The 16,663-nt window shown below is 41.8% G+C and carries 13 protein-coding genes; 1 reads left to right on the forward strand and 12 read right to left on the reverse strand.

What is annotated here, in order from left to right:
- Window positions 1-38 precede the first annotated feature (38 nt).
- From polA to AB685_RS18610, 10 genes are all read right to left on the reverse strand, one after another.
- Complete coding sequence (polA, locus tag AB685_RS18565; RefSeq protein WP_047972104.1) at window positions 39-2,669, reverse strand: DNA polymerase I; 2,631 nt, start codon at window positions 2,667-2,669, stop codon at window positions 39-41.
- A 530-nt stretch (window positions 2,670-3,199) separates the two neighbouring features.
- Window positions 3,200-4,132: a protease modulator HflC gene (locus AB685_RS18570; protein WP_047972105.1), complete on the reverse strand. Its 933-nt coding sequence runs from the start codon at window positions 4,130-4,132 to the stop codon at window positions 3,200-3,202.
- Complete coding sequence (hflK, locus tag AB685_RS18575; protein WP_047972106.1) at window positions 4,125-5,093, reverse strand: FtsH protease activity modulator HflK; 969 nt, start codon at window positions 5,091-5,093, stop codon at window positions 4,125-4,127. The genes AB685_RS18570 and hflK overlap by 8 nt, the downstream gene beginning before the upstream one ends.
- Before the next feature lie 284 nt (window positions 5,094-5,377).
- Window positions 5,378-7,147: an ATP-binding protein gene (locus AB685_RS18580; protein WP_047972107.1), complete on the reverse strand. Its 1,770-nt coding sequence runs from the start codon at window positions 7,145-7,147 to the stop codon at window positions 5,378-5,380.
- Window positions 7,140-7,868, reverse strand: a complete 729-nt coding sequence (locus AB685_RS18585) for a response regulator transcription factor (protein ID WP_047972108.1) — start codon at window positions 7,866-7,868, stop codon at window positions 7,140-7,142. Before AB685_RS18585 ends, AB685_RS18580 begins: the two co-directional genes overlap by 8 nt.
- Window positions 7,869-8,245: 377 nt before the next feature.
- Window positions 8,246-8,722 (reverse strand): MaoC/PaaZ C-terminal domain-containing protein, encoded by a 477-nt coding sequence (locus AB685_RS18590; protein ID WP_047972109.1) that lies wholly within the window; start codon window positions 8,720-8,722, stop codon window positions 8,246-8,248.
- A gap of 104 nt (window positions 8,723-8,826) precedes the next feature.
- Window positions 8,827-9,765 carry a malate dehydrogenase gene (gene mdh / locus AB685_RS18595; RefSeq protein WP_047972110.1) on the reverse strand — a complete coding sequence of 313 codons (939 nt, stop codon included), beginning with the start codon at window positions 9,763-9,765 and terminating at the stop codon, window positions 8,827-8,829.
- Window positions 9,766-9,994: 229 nt separating this feature from the next.
- The gene (icd, locus tag AB685_RS18600; protein WP_047972111.1) at window positions 9,995-11,263 is read right to left on the reverse strand and encodes an NADP-dependent isocitrate dehydrogenase; all 1,269 of its coding nucleotides are present in this window, start codon (window positions 11,261-11,263) and stop codon (window positions 9,995-9,997) included.
- 104 nt (window positions 11,264-11,367) lie between these two features.
- Entirely contained in the window at window positions 11,368-12,486 is a 1,119-nt protein-coding gene (citZ, locus tag AB685_RS18605; RefSeq protein ID WP_047972112.1) for a citrate synthase, read from the reverse strand.
- Between the two features lie 354 nt (window positions 12,487-12,840).
- Window positions 12,841-13,302 (reverse strand): DUF441 domain-containing protein, encoded by a 462-nt coding sequence (locus tag AB685_RS18610; protein WP_047972113.1) that lies wholly within the window; start codon window positions 13,300-13,302, stop codon window positions 12,841-12,843.
- Between the two features lie 176 nt (window positions 13,303-13,478).
- Between AB685_RS18610 and ytvI the strand changes: the two genes are divergently transcribed.
- Window positions 13,479-14,600, forward strand: coding sequence for a sporulation integral membrane protein YtvI (ytvI, locus tag AB685_RS18615; RefSeq protein ID WP_047972114.1), 1,122 nt, complete (start codon window positions 13,479-13,481; stop codon window positions 14,598-14,600).
- A gap of 199 nt (window positions 14,601-14,799) precedes the next feature.
- Here the strand turns inward: ytvI and AB685_RS18620 are convergent, their stop codons facing one another.
- Together AB685_RS18620 and AB685_RS18625 are read right to left on the reverse strand one after the other, a co-directional pair.
- A complete protein-coding gene (locus tag AB685_RS18620; RefSeq protein WP_047972115.1) occupies window positions 14,800-15,714 on the reverse strand; it encodes a DUF1002 domain-containing protein in 915 nt (304 codons plus the stop codon).
- A 511-nt stretch (window positions 15,715-16,225) separates the two neighbouring features.
- The gene (locus tag AB685_RS18625; protein ID WP_010195639.1) at window positions 16,226-16,621 is read right to left on the reverse strand and encodes an FxsA family protein; all 396 of its coding nucleotides are present in this window, start codon (window positions 16,619-16,621) and stop codon (window positions 16,226-16,228) included.
- Between the last annotated feature and the right edge of the window lie 42 nt (window positions 16,622-16,663).

The raw sequence follows: 16,663 nt of genomic DNA on the forward strand, positions 1-16,663 counted from the left end.
TTACTTTTGTTGAGTTTCCTTATGAATCTTTTCTTTATTTATTTCGCATCGTACCAGGTGGAGCCATAGGAGTAATCCACTTTAAGAGGAACCTTCAATTCCACTGCCTGCTCCATCACCTCTGGAACGATTTTCTTCAGTTTTTCAATTTCATCTTTTGGTGCTTCAAATACAAGTTCATCATGCACTTGAAGAAGTACTTTCGCCTGCATGTTTTCCTCTTCGAGTCTGTAGGCCATTTCAATCATCGCCTTTTTGATGATATCTGCAGCACTTCCTTGTATAGGTGTATTCATTGCTGTTCTTTCTGCAAAACTTCTAAGGTTGAAGTTACTACTTGTAATTTCCGGCAGATAACGGCGACGATGTAGTAGCGTGGTCACATAGCCTTTGTCCTTCGCATCAAGTACACTTTCTGCCATATATTCTTTCACACCAGGGAAGCTTTCCAGATATCGGTCAATGAATGTTTTGGCATCTTTCCGGGTAATGCCGAGGCTTTGCGAGAGGCCGTAATCACTGATTCCATAAACAATCCCGAAGTTTACCGCTTTTGCCTGGCGGCGCATATTGGAAGTGACCTCATCCTCGGAAACATGGAAAACATCCATCGCCGTTTTTGTATGGATATCCGCATCTTCCTTGAATGCCTCTATCAATTTTTCATCGCCTGCTATATGCGCAAGAACTCTTAACTCAATCTGGGAATAATCTGCTGCAAAAATAACCCAGTCTTCATGTGACGGTATGAATGCCTCTCTAATCTTTCTTCCTTCCTCAAGACGGATCGGAATGTTCTGCAGGTTCGGATCAATCGAGCTAAGACGTCCAGTTTGCGTTAGTGCCTGGTTAAAACGAGTGTGGATCTTATGAGAATCCTCATGGATAACCTTCAATAACCCTTCGATATAGGTGGACTTCAATTTCCCCAATTGACGGTAATGCAAGATCTGTTGAATTACTTCATGCTTTTCAGCAAGCTTTTCCAAGACGTCTGCGGAAGTGGAGTAGCCTGTTTTTGTCTTCTTAACTGGTGGAAGCCCAAGCTTCTCAAAAAGGATGACGCCCAACTGCTTCGGAGAATTGATATTGAACTTTTCACCAGCCAGTTCAAATATTTTTCCTTCGATTTCTTCCAGTTTATTACCTAAGTCTGCTCCCATTTCTTCCAAACGGGCTTTATCCACTTTGATTCCGAGTGCTTCCATTTCCGCCAGCACCAATGTTAATGGCATTTCAAGCTCTTCAAATAGTTCGAGCTGCTCATTGTCTTTTAATTCGTGAATAAACGATTCCTTCATTTCCTGCATGGCGAAGGTTTTCCGCACAAGATGGTCAGCCACTATCTGCTGATCCGGAATAGCACGCTTTGCGCCCTTTCCATAGACCGCTTCGTCTGTTTCAATCTGATAATAGCCTTTCTTACGGGCAATTTCAGCAAGGTCGGCAGATGTGTCAGAAGGGTTGACAATATAGGATGCAATAATGAAATCAAAGTCGATTCCATTCAGCTCGATTCCTTTCCATTTCAATGCAACAATTGCTCTCTTAGCATCAAAGACCGTCTTCTTTTTCTTCGAATCTGATGCAAAGGCAACGAACTCCTCCGATTGCAAGGCTACGTCTGTCGGAATGAAGTAGTTCCCTTTTTCGTTCACGAGAGCAATTCCTTGGATGTCTGCACGGTGGTAACTTTCATCCAATACTTCGATCATGAAGAAGTTCTCTTTGGCAAAGTGCTCTTCTTTGACCTCCTCAAGTATTTCGAATGAAATATCCTCCAGATCTTCTGTTACCGTCTCGCCATCCTCGCCAAGCTTGTCCAACAGGGAGTTGAAACTGAGCTCCTTGAAGATGTCGAGCACTTTCTTCTTGTCGTATCCTTCATAAAGCAGTTCCCCCACCGTAATTTCAACCGGAGCTTCCGTCATGATGGTAGCGAGCTCTTTGCTCATCATCGCCTGTTCTTTATTGCCCTCAAGTTTCTCCTTCAGCTTTTTACCGCTGACTTTATCAATCGAGTCGAGAAGTGTTTCAATTGTTCCGAATTCTTTTAACAGCTTGATGGCAGTCTTTTCCCCGACACCTGGCACACCAGGAATATTATCAGATGAATCTCCCATCAGCCCTTTCATGTCAATGATTTGATCTACTTTCAAGCCGTACTTCTCTTCTATGAAAGCAGGAGTGTAGGAATCCACATCTGTTATCCCTTTTTTCGTGATATCAACTGTGATTTTATCTGTTGCAAGTTGTGTTAAATCTTTGTCTCCGGAGATAATTTTCACATCGAAATCATCTTTTGCAGCTTGTTGTGCGAGTGTGCCGATGATATCATCCGCTTCATATTCAGGTAGTTCGTAGCGCTTGATATTGTAGGCGTCCAGAAGCTCTCTTAAGAAAGAAAATTGTTCGGATAGTTCAGGTGGCGTCTTTTGACGACCCCCTTTGTATTCCCCGAAAGTCTTATGACGGAAAGTCGTCTTTCCCGCATCAAATGCCACCAGCATATGTGAAGGCTTCTCCTCTTCTAGTATCCGCATAAGCATCATGGTGAACCCGTAGATGGCATTGGTATGTATCCCTTTTTCATTACTCAATAGCGGGAGTGCGAAGAAAGCACGGTATGCAATAGAGTTTCCATCAATCAATACTAATTTGTTTGCCAAGTGTGACTCCTCCTTCTAACCTATCTATTTTCGTATGTATAAATTCAACTTTAAAAAGCCACAATTCTACCTCTATTCTATCATGGATAAGAATAGAAACAAAAATTGTGGCATTATAAGTCTTAGACTCTAGATTGTTGTAATTGGCTTTAAAGGTTGACCGTTCCTTTTCGCTGCAGGCACTCGCTTTCCGCGGGGAGGGACGGAAGCCTCCTCGGCAAGCCGAGGGCACTGAAAAACTGAAAACAAATTGTTTTTAATGGTTTCTAGCTGTGGATTGGAGCAAATAGCGTAGACTCCTGCAGGGGAGTAGCGACAATCTTGAGACCCCGCAGGGCACAGCCCGAGGAGGCTCAAGGTCGCCCCGCGGAAAGCGAAGCTATTTGCGGAAATCCACAGCGGTGTTTACCCAAGAACTAAAATTCAGTACTTTTTCAGTGGCCTCGGCAAGCCTGAGGGGTCTCCCGTTTCCCTCTACCTCCCGCCGGAGTCGAGTGCCCTCCGCTCTAATCCATCTAATAACATATACTTTATTCCATTCCGCCCATTAGCAGTTTTGCATATGGTGAGTCAGATGGCAGGACAATGACTGTCTCTCCATCAATGGTTTTTTTGTAGGATTCTAGAGTACGGTATAGTTCATAGAATTCTGCATCCTTGGAGAAAGTGTCATTATAAATTTTTGCAGCTTCCCCTTCCCCTTGCCCAACAATTGTGTCAGCATCAGCTTCAGCCTTTGCCAAGATCTCTCTTACTTCACGGTCTGTATTAGCCATGATTCTGTTCTTGTCAGCATCCCCACGTGAAAGGTATTCCTGAGCAGTGGACTGACGCTCAGAAATCATTCGTGTAAATACGGACTCTTCATTTTCCGGTGGCAGGTCGGTTCTTCTCATCCGGACATCCGTCACCACAACTCCGTAATTATCCTTTGCCAATAGTTCATTCACTCTTTCTGTAACCCGATCGTTCAGACTTCCCCTTGATGATTTTTCATCATTGATAATATCATCATAGTTCAATTGACCAAGCTCCGTTCTGACAACAGAGAATACAAACTCAGACATTTTTGTTTCCGCGTTCACAAGACTTGCAAGATTGCTGATCATCAATTGAGGATCTGCCACACGCCATACCACATAGTTATCGATAAGCATCCGTTTTTTGTCGCGTGTATTTATTTCTGCACTCGCTTCATCATATAGCATTTGGTATTTTGGCACAGTCGTAACGGATTGAATAAATGGTGTTTTTAAATTCAATCCAGGTTCATCGACAATTTTGACCACTTCACCGAACTGTCTGACCACTTTATATTCGCCTTCTTTAACTACAAACACATTGGCCAGGATAACTCCCAGGATTATAAGGAGTACTACTCCGAATATTCCGCCACGGATGATTGTCTTCCATTGTACATCAGGCTTTTTCTTTTCTAAGTTAATTATGTTTTGATCACTCATTGTTCCCACTTCCTTCCGGGTTCGCTGGTGGTTTTGGTGCAGGATTTTCCGTTCGGAGCGGGAAGTATTTCATCGTATTTCCATCGTCATTCATAATGTAAATTTCAGCATATGGTAATACCTCTTCCATCGTTTCCAAAATCAGGCGCTTCTTTGTTAATTCCGGAGCGTTCACGTATTCATTGTATATGGAATTGAATTTCGCTACATCTCCTCGTGCACGCTCAATTCTGGCAGCCTTTTCCCCTTCCGCCTTGGAGATGAGAGCGTCTTTTTCCCCTTCGGCTTCATTCATCCGCTGGTTCTGATATCTTTTCGCCTCATTGTTTTTGGTGTTCTCCATTTCTCTTGCATCCGTAACATCTGTAAAGGCTTTACGTACTTCTGCATTCGGCAATTCCACATCTTGAAGATTGACAGATGTGACAGCAATACCAATATCATATGTTTCCATCAGGGATGTAAGAAGATCGAAAACCTCTACTTCAATCTGTGCTTTTCCTGAAGTAAGGGCTTCATCTATCTGTGTGCTTCCGATAATACTTCTTAAAGATGCGGACGTTGCATTATACAGGACCGCTTGCGGATCATCACTATTAAATAAGTATTTCTCCGGTTCACTTATTTTCCACATGACGACCATATCCGCCAACACGATATTTTCGTCACCTGTAATCATTTTTGTATCATTGGTGAATTCAACTATTTCTCCATTTTTTTCTTCATAGCCGAATTGTAAGCTGAATGTCTCTTTGGACAATTTCTCTACTTGTTGAATTGGCCAAGGCATTTTAAAATGTAACCCTGGTTCACTAATTCCCTCTTCCACTTTTCCGAATGTCATGATGACTGCTTGTTCGGACTGATCGACTGTGTACCAGGATGTCAAGGCAACTGACCCGATAAACGCAGCAAGGACCACTAGGAAAACGGTCGTATAAATGCTTTTTAAACTTATCAATGTTGTACTCTCCCCTTTTTTTGTTCTCGTTGATTTATACGTTGGTGGGGGGAAAAAGTTTCATCATTTGTGAAGATTTCTAAAGAGCGGTACCCCTGCAATGTGTGTTGTAGTAATAAGGATTGTTTGTTTTAGGGGTCAGGTACCGGGGGGCTATATAGAACAAAAAGAAGGAGAGAGCAGGGTGGGCTCTCTCCTCTTCCAAAATTGGCTCCTTGGATGAAGGGGTTTTCATAGATTATATTAGCAAAGGTTTGTTAAGGTGTTATGAAAGGTGTGTAAAGCTATTGTAAATCTTTGTTTTCTTTAGACAATTTTACCGTAAAAGTGGTGCCTGTGTTCAATTTACTGTCTACAGAAATACTTCCATGATGGGCTTCAACGATGTGCTTGACGATAGCCAAACCAAGTCCGGTTCCACCCGAGTTTCGGCTGCGCGCTTTATCCACCCTATAAAAGCGTTCGAAGATTCTCGGAATTTCATCTTTCTCCATCCCGATACCTGTATCCGAAACCTCTATAACTATCTCTTCTCCAACCTCTTCCATTTTTACCTTCACTTCTCCATCGGCCGGTGTATAGGCTATGGCATTGTTAATAAGATTAATGAAAACCTGTTTCACCCTGGAGGCATCAGCAAATAAATACAAATCCTTTTGAGGTCTATCTAAAACAAGCTCTATTTCTTTCTCTTTTGCTTTCCCTCTCAGAATCACAAATATTTCTTCCAGAATTTCATTGATTTCGATATAGGCAGGATCCAGTTTGAAACCTTGTTTTTCAATTTTTGACAGGTCGAGCAGATCCTCAATCAGGGATTGTAGCCTATCACTCTCTTTTAAAATAATGGAAAGGAAATACTCCAACGTGTCCCGGTCATTCATTGCACCATCCAGCAATGTCTCCGAGAAGCCTTTAATGGATGTGATCGGTGTTTTTAATTCATGGGAAACATTGGCCACAAAATCTTTACGCATCTGTTCGAGCTTTTTCAATTCCGTAATATCGTGGAAAACAAGGACAATCCCTTTCCACTCATCATTGATTCCAATAATTGGTGCTCCATAAACTTCAAAGTGCCTTCTTTCAATTTTCAGAGGCAGCAGCAGCTGTTTGCGGACATTCACTTCGGTCATGAATATCTCTTCGATCAAGGTGACGATTTCTTTATGTTCGATCGCTTCATAGTATAACCGGTAAAGGTATTCTGAAGGATCTGCATCAAATGTATCCTTATAAGTCCGGTTAATAAGATTCACATAGCCGCGGCCGTCAATTAATATCAATCCGCTCCCCATGCTCTCAATAAGCGTGCGAAGCCTATCCTGCTGCATTTCCTGCGCTTTGGTCATATCCTGAAGATTTCTTGCCAGAATATTGATGGATTGGCTAAGCATCCCTGTTTCATCCACATGTTCTTCAAAGGTTCTAGCCTTATAGTTACCTTTGGCCAGCTCCATTGCCACCTTTGTTGCAGATTCAATGGGCCGGGTATATTGAGAAGTGATTCTGACACCAAGCAGTAAAATCACTACAAAAGCCGCACCGAGACTTGCAATAAGCAATCCCCAGATCTGTTGGTTCACCCTTTGCAAAGAATCAATCGGAGTGCTAAGCATGACATAACCATCCCGCACTCCGTCTCTTGTAATGGAGTTTCCATAATAGTAAAGCTCATTATTCTGCTCATAAAAGATTCGATCCCGATCTTTGTTGTTCTGGATCGTATCTCTTATAATTTCCTGATGGGAATCGGCTCCGGTTGGATTATGTCCATTGGTATCAAAGAGGACGATTCCGTTTTTATCGGTAATACTGATTCTAGCAGATAAGGTGCTACTGACGTCTTCTAACTGTTTCTGCATATCAGGGGTAATATTGCTCTCCTCTTCTACCATCATCGTCACAAGGTTCGTTTCTTTTACAAGCCTTTGGTTGAACGTATTCAAATAAAAGGTTTTGAAAAGTTGACCAAGTAACAATCCCAAGCACACAAGCACCACGATAATTAATGTGATGAGTGCAAATAGGAGTCGGGAACGGAACCTATTCATGTATCTTCGGTTCCTCCAGCTTGTAGCCCAGACCTCTTATTGTTTTTATATATGTAGGTTTTTTCGTGTCTGTTTCTATTTTTTCACGCAAGTGGCTGATATGTACATCCACAATTCGTGTATCCCCTGCAAAATCATAATTCCATACTGCGCTTAGCAACTGGTCCCTTGTCAACACTCTTCCTTTGTTTTTGGATAAGTAGACAAGAAGCTCAAACTCTTTTGGAGTCAGCTCTAAGCGTTCATTACGGAAATAAGCTTCATAATGTTCCGGAAGAATTTTCACTTCTCCGATAACCAGTTTCTCGGAAGTATCTTCTGCTTCCTTAGGTACTTCATTTACCGCTGCATGCTGCTGCATTCTTCGGAGAATCGCTTTGACCCTTGCGACCACTTCCCTAGGACTGAATGGCTTTGTCATATAGTCATCCGCTCCAAGTTCCAAGCCAAGTACTTTATCGAATTCATCATCTTTTGCAGTGAGCATTAGAATCGGTGTATGAATTTTGTGCTGTCTCAGTTCTTTACAGACTTCAATTCCATCTTTCTTTGGAAGCATCAGGTCCAATACAATCATATCAAAACGCTCTTTCATAGCCTTATTCAAACCTTCTTCTCCATCCATTGCAACGGAAACATCATACCCTGCCTGCTTTAAATTGTACTGTAATAATGTCACAATCGATTGTTCATCATCTACTATAAGAACCTTTTTATTCATCTTTTTCCTCCACCAACTGTTTTGGAAAACCCTATTTATTCACCCAGTAGCCAACTCTTTTTATTTAACTATCATTACTTTTCCATTTTACACGTAAACATTATTCATCACAATAAAGAAGAATAGAAGTCTTTAAGCATTGCAAAAATGCCCAAACAAAAAAAGAGCTTGATTTCAGCTCTTTTTTAAGGCTCTTTTCTCAAAGAGTGTTGCTAATTTGCTAGTAAAAAGTCGGCATTAGGACTTTTTACCGTTTATCTACTTTTAATAAGGCATGCCATTTATATTGGACAGCTAGGAAAAGAGCACGACAGCAACGATTATAACGTTTGTAGTAAAATTTCGAAAAAGCAACAAAGTTTACGAAAATAGCCTTTTTAAAAGTTTTCCATAGCACTGCTTTCCATCGGTTCGAGACGATGTGGCGGGCAGACTGTGATGGAGCCTTTTACAACTGTCTGGTTATCTTCATTTGTTCCATGGACACTTAATACGATACTGTGATCATCTTCGTTGACCTCCACCACTTCAAAAAGGAACTGTACAGTTGCATAATGATAGACTGGTTTCGGAAATGAAATGTCCTGACCAACAACATGGCTTCCTGGTCCGGGTAAGTATTTTGATACAGCTGATGTAATGATTCCAGTCAGCATGATATTAGGAACAATAGGTTTTTTGAAAGGAGTTTGGGACGCGTAATCGTGCTGTATATACAATGGGTTCGCGTCGTTTGTCAGCCCAAGATAAAGTAGTAGATCTTTATCTTCTATTTTTTCCGTCAACTCCAGCTTTTCTCCCACTTGAATTTCTGCTAGCTTTCTTCCAAGCTTTCTCTTTTTACCAAGTAACATATAGACACCCCCTGATGAAATTGAAAAAAACCTCTGTTTTGAAAACGGTTACAATAGTATGGTAAAAATTCGGGGAAACAATTCCCCGAATCATCTACTCTATATTAGGTTAAGACGTTCATGACATTTTTTACGGATTCAACAGATTTGGATAGTGCAGCTTTTTCTTCCTCTGTCAATTCTAGTTCGATAATCTTCTCGATCCCACCAGCACCTAAAATTGTCGGTACGCCAAGATAGATTCCCTCATGTCCATACTCGCCTTCGAGGTATGCAATGGATGGGAGTACACGACGTTGATCTTTAAGGATTGCTTCAACCATTTCCACCATGGAAGCTGCAGGAGCATAATACGCACTACCGTTCCCAAGAAGGTTGACGATTTCTCCTCCACCTTTTCTCGTTCTTTCCACAATCGCATCTAGGCGATCTTTCGGAAGTAAGGTTTCCAGTGGGATACCACCAGCATAGGAGTAGCGGACAAGTGGAACCATGTCATCACCGTGGCCACCTAGAACAAATCCTGTAACATCCTTGACTGACAGGTTAAGTTCTTGGGAAACGAATGTACGGAAGCGAGCTGTATCAAGTACACCAGACTGGCCGATTACTCGGTTTTTTGGAAACCCGGACTCTTTGAATACAGTGTAAGTCATTGCATCTACCGGGTTGGTCAACACGATGATATAGCAATCAGGAGAGTGTTTCACAATCTCCCTTGTTACGCTTTTCATAATGTTCTGGTTGGTAGTTACAAGATCGTCACGGCTCATACCAGGCTTACGAGCAATACCTGCAGTGATTACGACGATATCGGAATTAGCTGTATCTTCATAGTTGGATGTGCCAGTTATGTTTGCATCAAATCCCTGTACAGGACTTGCTTCTAACATATCTAAAGCTTTACCTTTAGTAGGGTTCTCCATTTGTGGGATATCTACAAGTACAACGTCTGCAAGTTCTTTTTGTGCAAGTAAGAATGCTGTAGTTGCACCTGTGAATCCTCCACCGATTACAGATACTTTTTTACGCCTCATTGTCATGTTCATTCCTCCCTAACCTATTAATGGACATCTCCTACACCGCTGTTGATTTCCGCACTGGGCTTCGCTTTCCTAGGGGCGGTGCTTGAGCCTCCTCACTTCGTTGCGGGGTCTCAACCTACCGCTATCTCCCTCAGGAGTCTACGCCCTGTGCTCCAATCAACAGCTAGAGTGCTGGTTTATTTTCAAAAAGCAAAAACCCTTCAAGGGTTTTTGCTTCTTTTTAAAATTACATGTTTTTGATTAGTTCGTCACCAAACTCGGAGCATTTCACTTCTGTTGCGCCGTCCATTAGACGAGCAAAGTCGTAAGTTACCACTTTGGCAGCGATGGATTTCTCCATAGCATCTACTACAAGTTTCGCAGCTTCTGTCCAACCAAGGTGCTCAAGCATTAATACACCGGAAAGGATAACAGAAGATGGGTTTACTTTATCAAGTCCTGCATATTTAGGAGCTGTACCATGTGTAGCTTCAAAAATAGCGTGTCCAGTTTCGTAGTTGATGTTTGCTCCAGGAGCGATTCCGATTCCACCAACTTGCGCAGCTAGTGCGTCTGAGATGTAGTCTCCATTTAGGTTCATCGTTGCAACAACGTCGAACTCTTTTGGACGAGTAAGAATTTGTTGTAAGAAGATATCAGCAATGGAATCCTTCACTAGGATCTTGCCTTCTGCTTCTGCAGCTTCTTGAGCTTTGTTAGCAGCATCTTTACCTTCCGCTTCCGCGATACGGTCATATTGTGCCCATGTAAATACTTTATCGCCGAATTCTTTTTCAGCTAACTCGTAACCCCAGTTTTTGAAAGCACCCTCAGTGAACTTCATGATGTTTCCTTTGTGAACTAGTGTTACAGATTTGCGGCCATGCTCGATTGCATAGTTGATTGCACCACGAACAAGACGGGAAGTTCCTTCTTCAGATACCGGCTTGATTCCGATTCCGGAAGTTTCAGGGAAACGAATCTTGTTTACGCCCATTTCTGTTTGAAGGAAGTTGATTAGCTTTTCTACTTCTTCAGAGCCTTTCGCATACTCGATTCCAGCATAGATATCTTCTGTGTTTTCACGGAAAATAACCATGTCAGTGTCTTCAGGGCGTTTAATAGGAGATGGAACTCCTTGGAAATAACGAACAGGACGTAAGCATGTGAAAAGGTCCAACTCTTGACGTAAAGCAACGTTAAGAGAACGGATTCCGCCACCAACTGGGGTAGTCAAAGGTCCTTTGATTGCAATTATGTACTCGCGGATATCATCAAGTGTTTGGCTTGGCAACCATTCGCCAGTTTGGTTGAATGCTTTTTCTCCAGCCAATACTTCTTTCCAAACAATTTCCTTTTCACCATTATATGCTTTTTCAACAGCTGCTTCTAAAACACGGGATGCAGATGCCCAAATGTCAGGACCAATTCCGTCTCCTTCGATGAATGGAATGATTGGGTTGTTAGGTACATTTAGTACGCCTTCTGTAACTGTAATTTTTGTTCCTTGTGTCAAAGTAAAAACCTCCTAAGAAAATATAATTACGTGAGTATTTTGGGAGGGATTGTCCCTCCCCTGCTATTATAACAAAGTTTGCAGCAATGTCGCTTGTCAGGTAATTAGCTGCGTTTTTCCAATGGTACATATTCCTGTTTGCCAGGGCCCGTGTAATCGGCACGAGGACGGATCAGGCGGTTGTTGGAATATTGCTCAAGGATATGTGCCAACCAACCGGATACACGGCTTACAGCGAAAATAGGTGTGAATAAATCATGGTCAATTCCTAAAGAATGATACACAGATGCACTGTAGAAATCAACGTTCGGTGGAAGCGGCTTTTCGGAAGTGACAACCTCTTCTACCTTCACGGACATTTCATACCATTTTGGTTGCCCTGTCAGGTGAGTAAGCTTTTCGGACATTTCACGCAGATGCTTCGCACGAGGATCTCCCTGGCGATATACACGGTGTCCGAAGCCCATAATTTTTTCCTTGTTGGCAAGTTTTTCACGAATGTAGCTTTCCGCGTTTTCTACTTCCCCGATTTCGGAAAGCATTTTCATTACAGCTTCGTTCGCTCCACCATGCAATGGGCCTTTTAACGCTCCAATTGCAGCCGTAACGCCGGAGTAAACATCAGACAATGTCGCAACACATACACGTGCAGTGAAAGTCGACGCATTCAATTCGTGATCAGCATGAAGCACTAACGCTTTATTGAAAGCTTCAATTGCCACGTCAGAAGGCTCTTCACCAGTCAACATGTATAGGAAGTTGGCAGCCATCCCTAAATCTGTTCTTGGTGCGATCGGATCCAATCCTTTGCGGATTCTTGAGAACGCTGTCACGATTGTCGGCATTTTAGCTTGAAGACGGACAGCCTTATGGTAGTTTACTTCCGGATCCATATTATCTGCTTCCGCATCATATAGTCCAAGCAGAGATACAGCAGTACGAAGTGCAGCCATTGGATGAACTTTATCGATTGGGTATGTTTTGAAATGGTTGATTACTTCTTCAGGAAGCGCAGCATTTTCTGCAATTTCCTTTTTAAGGGAAGCTAACTCAACTTTGTTCGGCAGTTTTTGATGCCATAAAAGATAGATAACCTCTTCGAAGCTAGCATGATCTGCTAAGTCATCAATGTTGTAGCCAACATACGTTAGTGTGTCGTCAATAATAGAACTGATAGCGGAAGTCGTTGCTACAATTCCTTCTAGACCTTTAGTTGTTGTCATATGAAACCTCTCCTTTATGTGAAAATTTCCTCAAATCCTTATCTACCATTGTTCACTTGAACGCTTGCTCAACATAATGATAAAAATCATATCTCTGCATAATTATTTAGAGTAATTTATCAATTCAGAATCTAGCAAACTAAGAAAATGCTTACATTTCCATTCATAAAAATAAGCGCATTATCCACTATATTCATGGGTGTGCGCGCATTTTCGGCGAACAATGTTACTCTTGCTCAGTAGGAAGGAAGTGTCCTTGTCCCTATTATAAACAATTATCTGACTTTTGTGAATGAAAAGAAGGAAAGTCCTGCAAAAAATATTATTACGGAAAAACAATTTGTGAAAAATCCATTAAGTGAAATACTCCACTACCCTCATTGCCAGATACGCTATTCCTGCACCTATCAAAGGTCCTACCGCCACTCCATTGAACAAGGAAACCGCGAGTATGGTACCAAACACAAGTGCCGTGGTAATATGTGGATCATTCGCAAGAAGGGTCAAACCGCTTTTCGCAATAAGCGCTACCGCTATTCCTGCACCTAGTGCAACCCAAGCATAAGAAGATTTTAAAGCCTCCTGTAGCTGCTTGAACCCTATATCACCGGTAGCAATCGGAACAAGAACTGCAATGGTAATGATCGTTACTCCCCAATTGATTCCTTTAGACTGAAGATAAGGGAATACTTTATTATCCAAACCAATAACTTTAATAACAAGCAATACTGCAACAGCAAACATCAATGATGGATTCTTAGCAACAAAGCCTATTAAAAGAAGTACCAGTAAAAACAAGGTAGCTTGACTAAACATTCTGTTTCATCCTTCCAAACCCAGACCCTAATTTTCATACTACCATAATGAAAAGAGAAAGAAAAAGAATTGATATTGTACTGAATTTTCCGAAATATTAATTTAAAACTATGAAAAGAATGGTCCAGGCTGTAAAATAATTTATAAGGAATTTCTGGTAATAAGGGGTGTTGTTGTTGAATTGGAACTATGTACACATCTTTTTTAGACTCCTCCTGGTTCTTTTCATCATCGCGATAGGTCTTTTCTCTTTCTATTATTTATTCTCCATCGCATATCCATTCATCATTGCATTGATATTTGCATTCTTGATAAACCCGCTCGTCAATCTGCTTGAAGCGAAGGGAAGATTTCCTAGAAGCTTGGCTGTTTTCATCGCTTTAATGGCAGTGTTTGCCACTGTTGCTGGTATAGTCACCCTTCTTATCGTTGAAATCGTTTCTGGTACTGAGTATTTGGCAAAGGTTGTACCGGGACATTTTGAAACCTTGGTTGTATATGTGGAGCAGTTCGTCGTTACTAAAATACTCCCATTTTTCAACCAGATGAGCACCATGTTCCACAGCTTGGAGGAAGGTCAGCAACAATCTCTGTTGACTAACATAGAAAATATCGGAGGCACTGTTGCCAGCACAGTTGGAGAATTCATTCAGACTTTCTTAACGAATCTCCCCAAAATTATTACTTGGATTCCCAGTTTCGCAACAGTACTGATTTTTTCCTTGCTTGCAACCTTTTTCATCAGCAAGGACTGGTTCAAGCTCAAAGTAAGACTGAAGAAAATAACTCCGATCCAAGCACAAGGAAGTCTTACAAAAGTGTTCTTAAGTCTTAAAAAAGCATTCTTTGGTTTCATGCGTGCCCAGGCTACACTAATTTCCATCACTACCATCATTGTTTTGATAGGGTTATTGATACTACGAGTCGAATATGCCATTACCGTCGCTTTGATTATTGGCTTAGTCGACTTGATTCCTTATCTCGGAACTGGACTCGTATTTGTACCTTGGATCATCTTTTTGGCCATCAGCGGGAATCTACCTCTCGCCATCGGACTTGGAGTCTTGTATTTAATCGTGATTGTACAGAGACAGCTTATGGAGCCGAAAATATTGTCATCGAGTATCGGCCTTGATCCATTAGCGACGCTTGTCAGCTTGTTTGTAGGATTCAAACTGTTTGGATTCCTCGGGTTGATCGTCGGTCCGGTTATTGTGGTCATTTTCAATACGCTTTGGAAGGCGGATGTGATTAAGGATATTTATTTGTTTGTAGTGGGTAAGAATAGAATTGTATAGGAGTATTTTTGCTTTTCTGTTTATCGTCGCTGTTCCTTTCCGCAAATAGCTACGCTTTCCGCGGGGCGACAATCCACAGCTAGAAATTACGGACCGCCCGCAGGAAAGCGAAGCGCCTGGAACGGAAATCAACAGTATTAAGTACTTTCATAAATTTTTAAAAAACGCCTCCTCCAAAGGAGAAAGCGGTCATCATATTCTATTTGAACAAGTTCGCAATGGATTGGAAAAGGTTACGGAAGAAATCTGCAACACCTTGCCAGAAACCTTCATCGCCTACTACTTCTTCAATCCTGTTTTTGATATCCTTAGAAATGTCCTCAAGCTGCTGTTTCACATTATCAAAATTGATATTCAGTGAACGCATCTTTTCAAACAGGTCAATCAATAGTTGTCTGTCTTCTTCACTTAATTCTATGTTCAGTTTCGCCAGCTGCTCTTCTACAATCCGCTCCACATCTTCACGGGTTGCTGGCTTTTGTTCTGCAATCTGCTTCTTGATTTCTGTCAGTAATTCACTAACTTTCTCACTATCCATGCCTTCTTCTTCGGCAAGTTTTGTGGCAATGTTCAACTCTTCGTTAGCCACTTCCATACGGTCCTTATCAAGCACTTCCCCACTTACCTCATAAGCCTTATAGATACCGACCAATGCAGAATGTCCACTTACCTTCACAGGAGAGACGACAATTACTTCTGCGTCCTCAATTCCCGCAGTCAATAACGCATTTGCATACATATCATCGGTAACTTGTGTGATATTTTCAGGAGTAGCTCTATCGATGACAAGGCCTTCGCCTTTTTCTTTTCTGGTAATTTTAGCTGAAGAAAACATACGGGCATTTCGGTCTTCTCCGTCAATGTATTTAACAAGGTCTTCACCTGTGACCGTAATCTCTTCTACCATTTCAGGATTTTTCACTTTTAAAAGGTCCCGAACTTCCTGCTTTTGGTCGTCATTTAATGTCCCACCATATACCACAATCGGCAAGCCAAACTTTTCATTGATGCTTTCTTCTTCGTCTTCTCCACCGGTAGCATGTACAACATTCGTCAAACTGAGTCCAGATAAAACCAAGGTTAATACAAGCATATACTTCAACCAATGCTTCATTTCTATTTCCCCCAAACTGATTTTACAAATTTTACAATGCTCTCTATCTATTTTTTCATATTATCATGATTTTAGAAAAAGGCAATGGAAATCCTCCACTGCCTTAGACTGTTGGTAAACTCTTATAAACTCTAAAATACACCTAGCTGTTGCTCTCCGTTCCAGGCGGTCCGGGACCCTCCTCACTTCGTTGGAGGGCATTGAAAAACTGAAACCGAATTGTTTTTAATGGTTTCTAGCTGTGGATTGGAGCAAATAGCGTAGACTCCTGCAGGGGAGTAGCGACAATCTTGAGACCCCGCAGGGCGCAGCCCGAGGAGGCTCAAGGTCGCCCCGCGGAAAGCGAAGCTATTTGCGGAAATCAACAGCGGTGTTTACCAAGAACTAAAAATCAGTACTTTTTCAGTGGCCTCCTTCGTTGCGGGGACTCCCTTGTCCCTTCCTCCAGCAGGAGTCTGCGCGCCTTCCACTACGATCAACTTAGTTATTGCATATTATTGTTGTTTTGTTTTTATCTTCTATTGATCACAATGAATTGCCCACGATCCATTCTGTTTCGGATTGCTCGCATAATGGAAGGCTTGATCAAGTTTCTTGTCGGTGGTAAAAGCAAGGCAAAACCTATGGCATCCGTAATAAAACCGGGAGTGAGCAGGACCACGCCTCCAACTAATATACAAAGACCGTCAATAATTACATCCCCAGGCATCTGCCCGCTGTTCATTTTCTGTTGTGCACTTCTAAGTGCAGAGACACCTTGGTATTTTGCAAGCCATGCCCCAAGTACACCTGTTAGGATGATCAGAATAATTGTTGGAATTGCACCAATCAATTTTCCTGCAGTAATAAGAAGCCATATTTCAAGTGCTGGTACAACTATAATCAACGCTAATAAAATCCTAAACATAAGAGGACTACCCCATTTCTATAAAAAAACAAACTTCCTACT

This window comes from Bacillus sp. LL01, assembly GCF_001037965.1.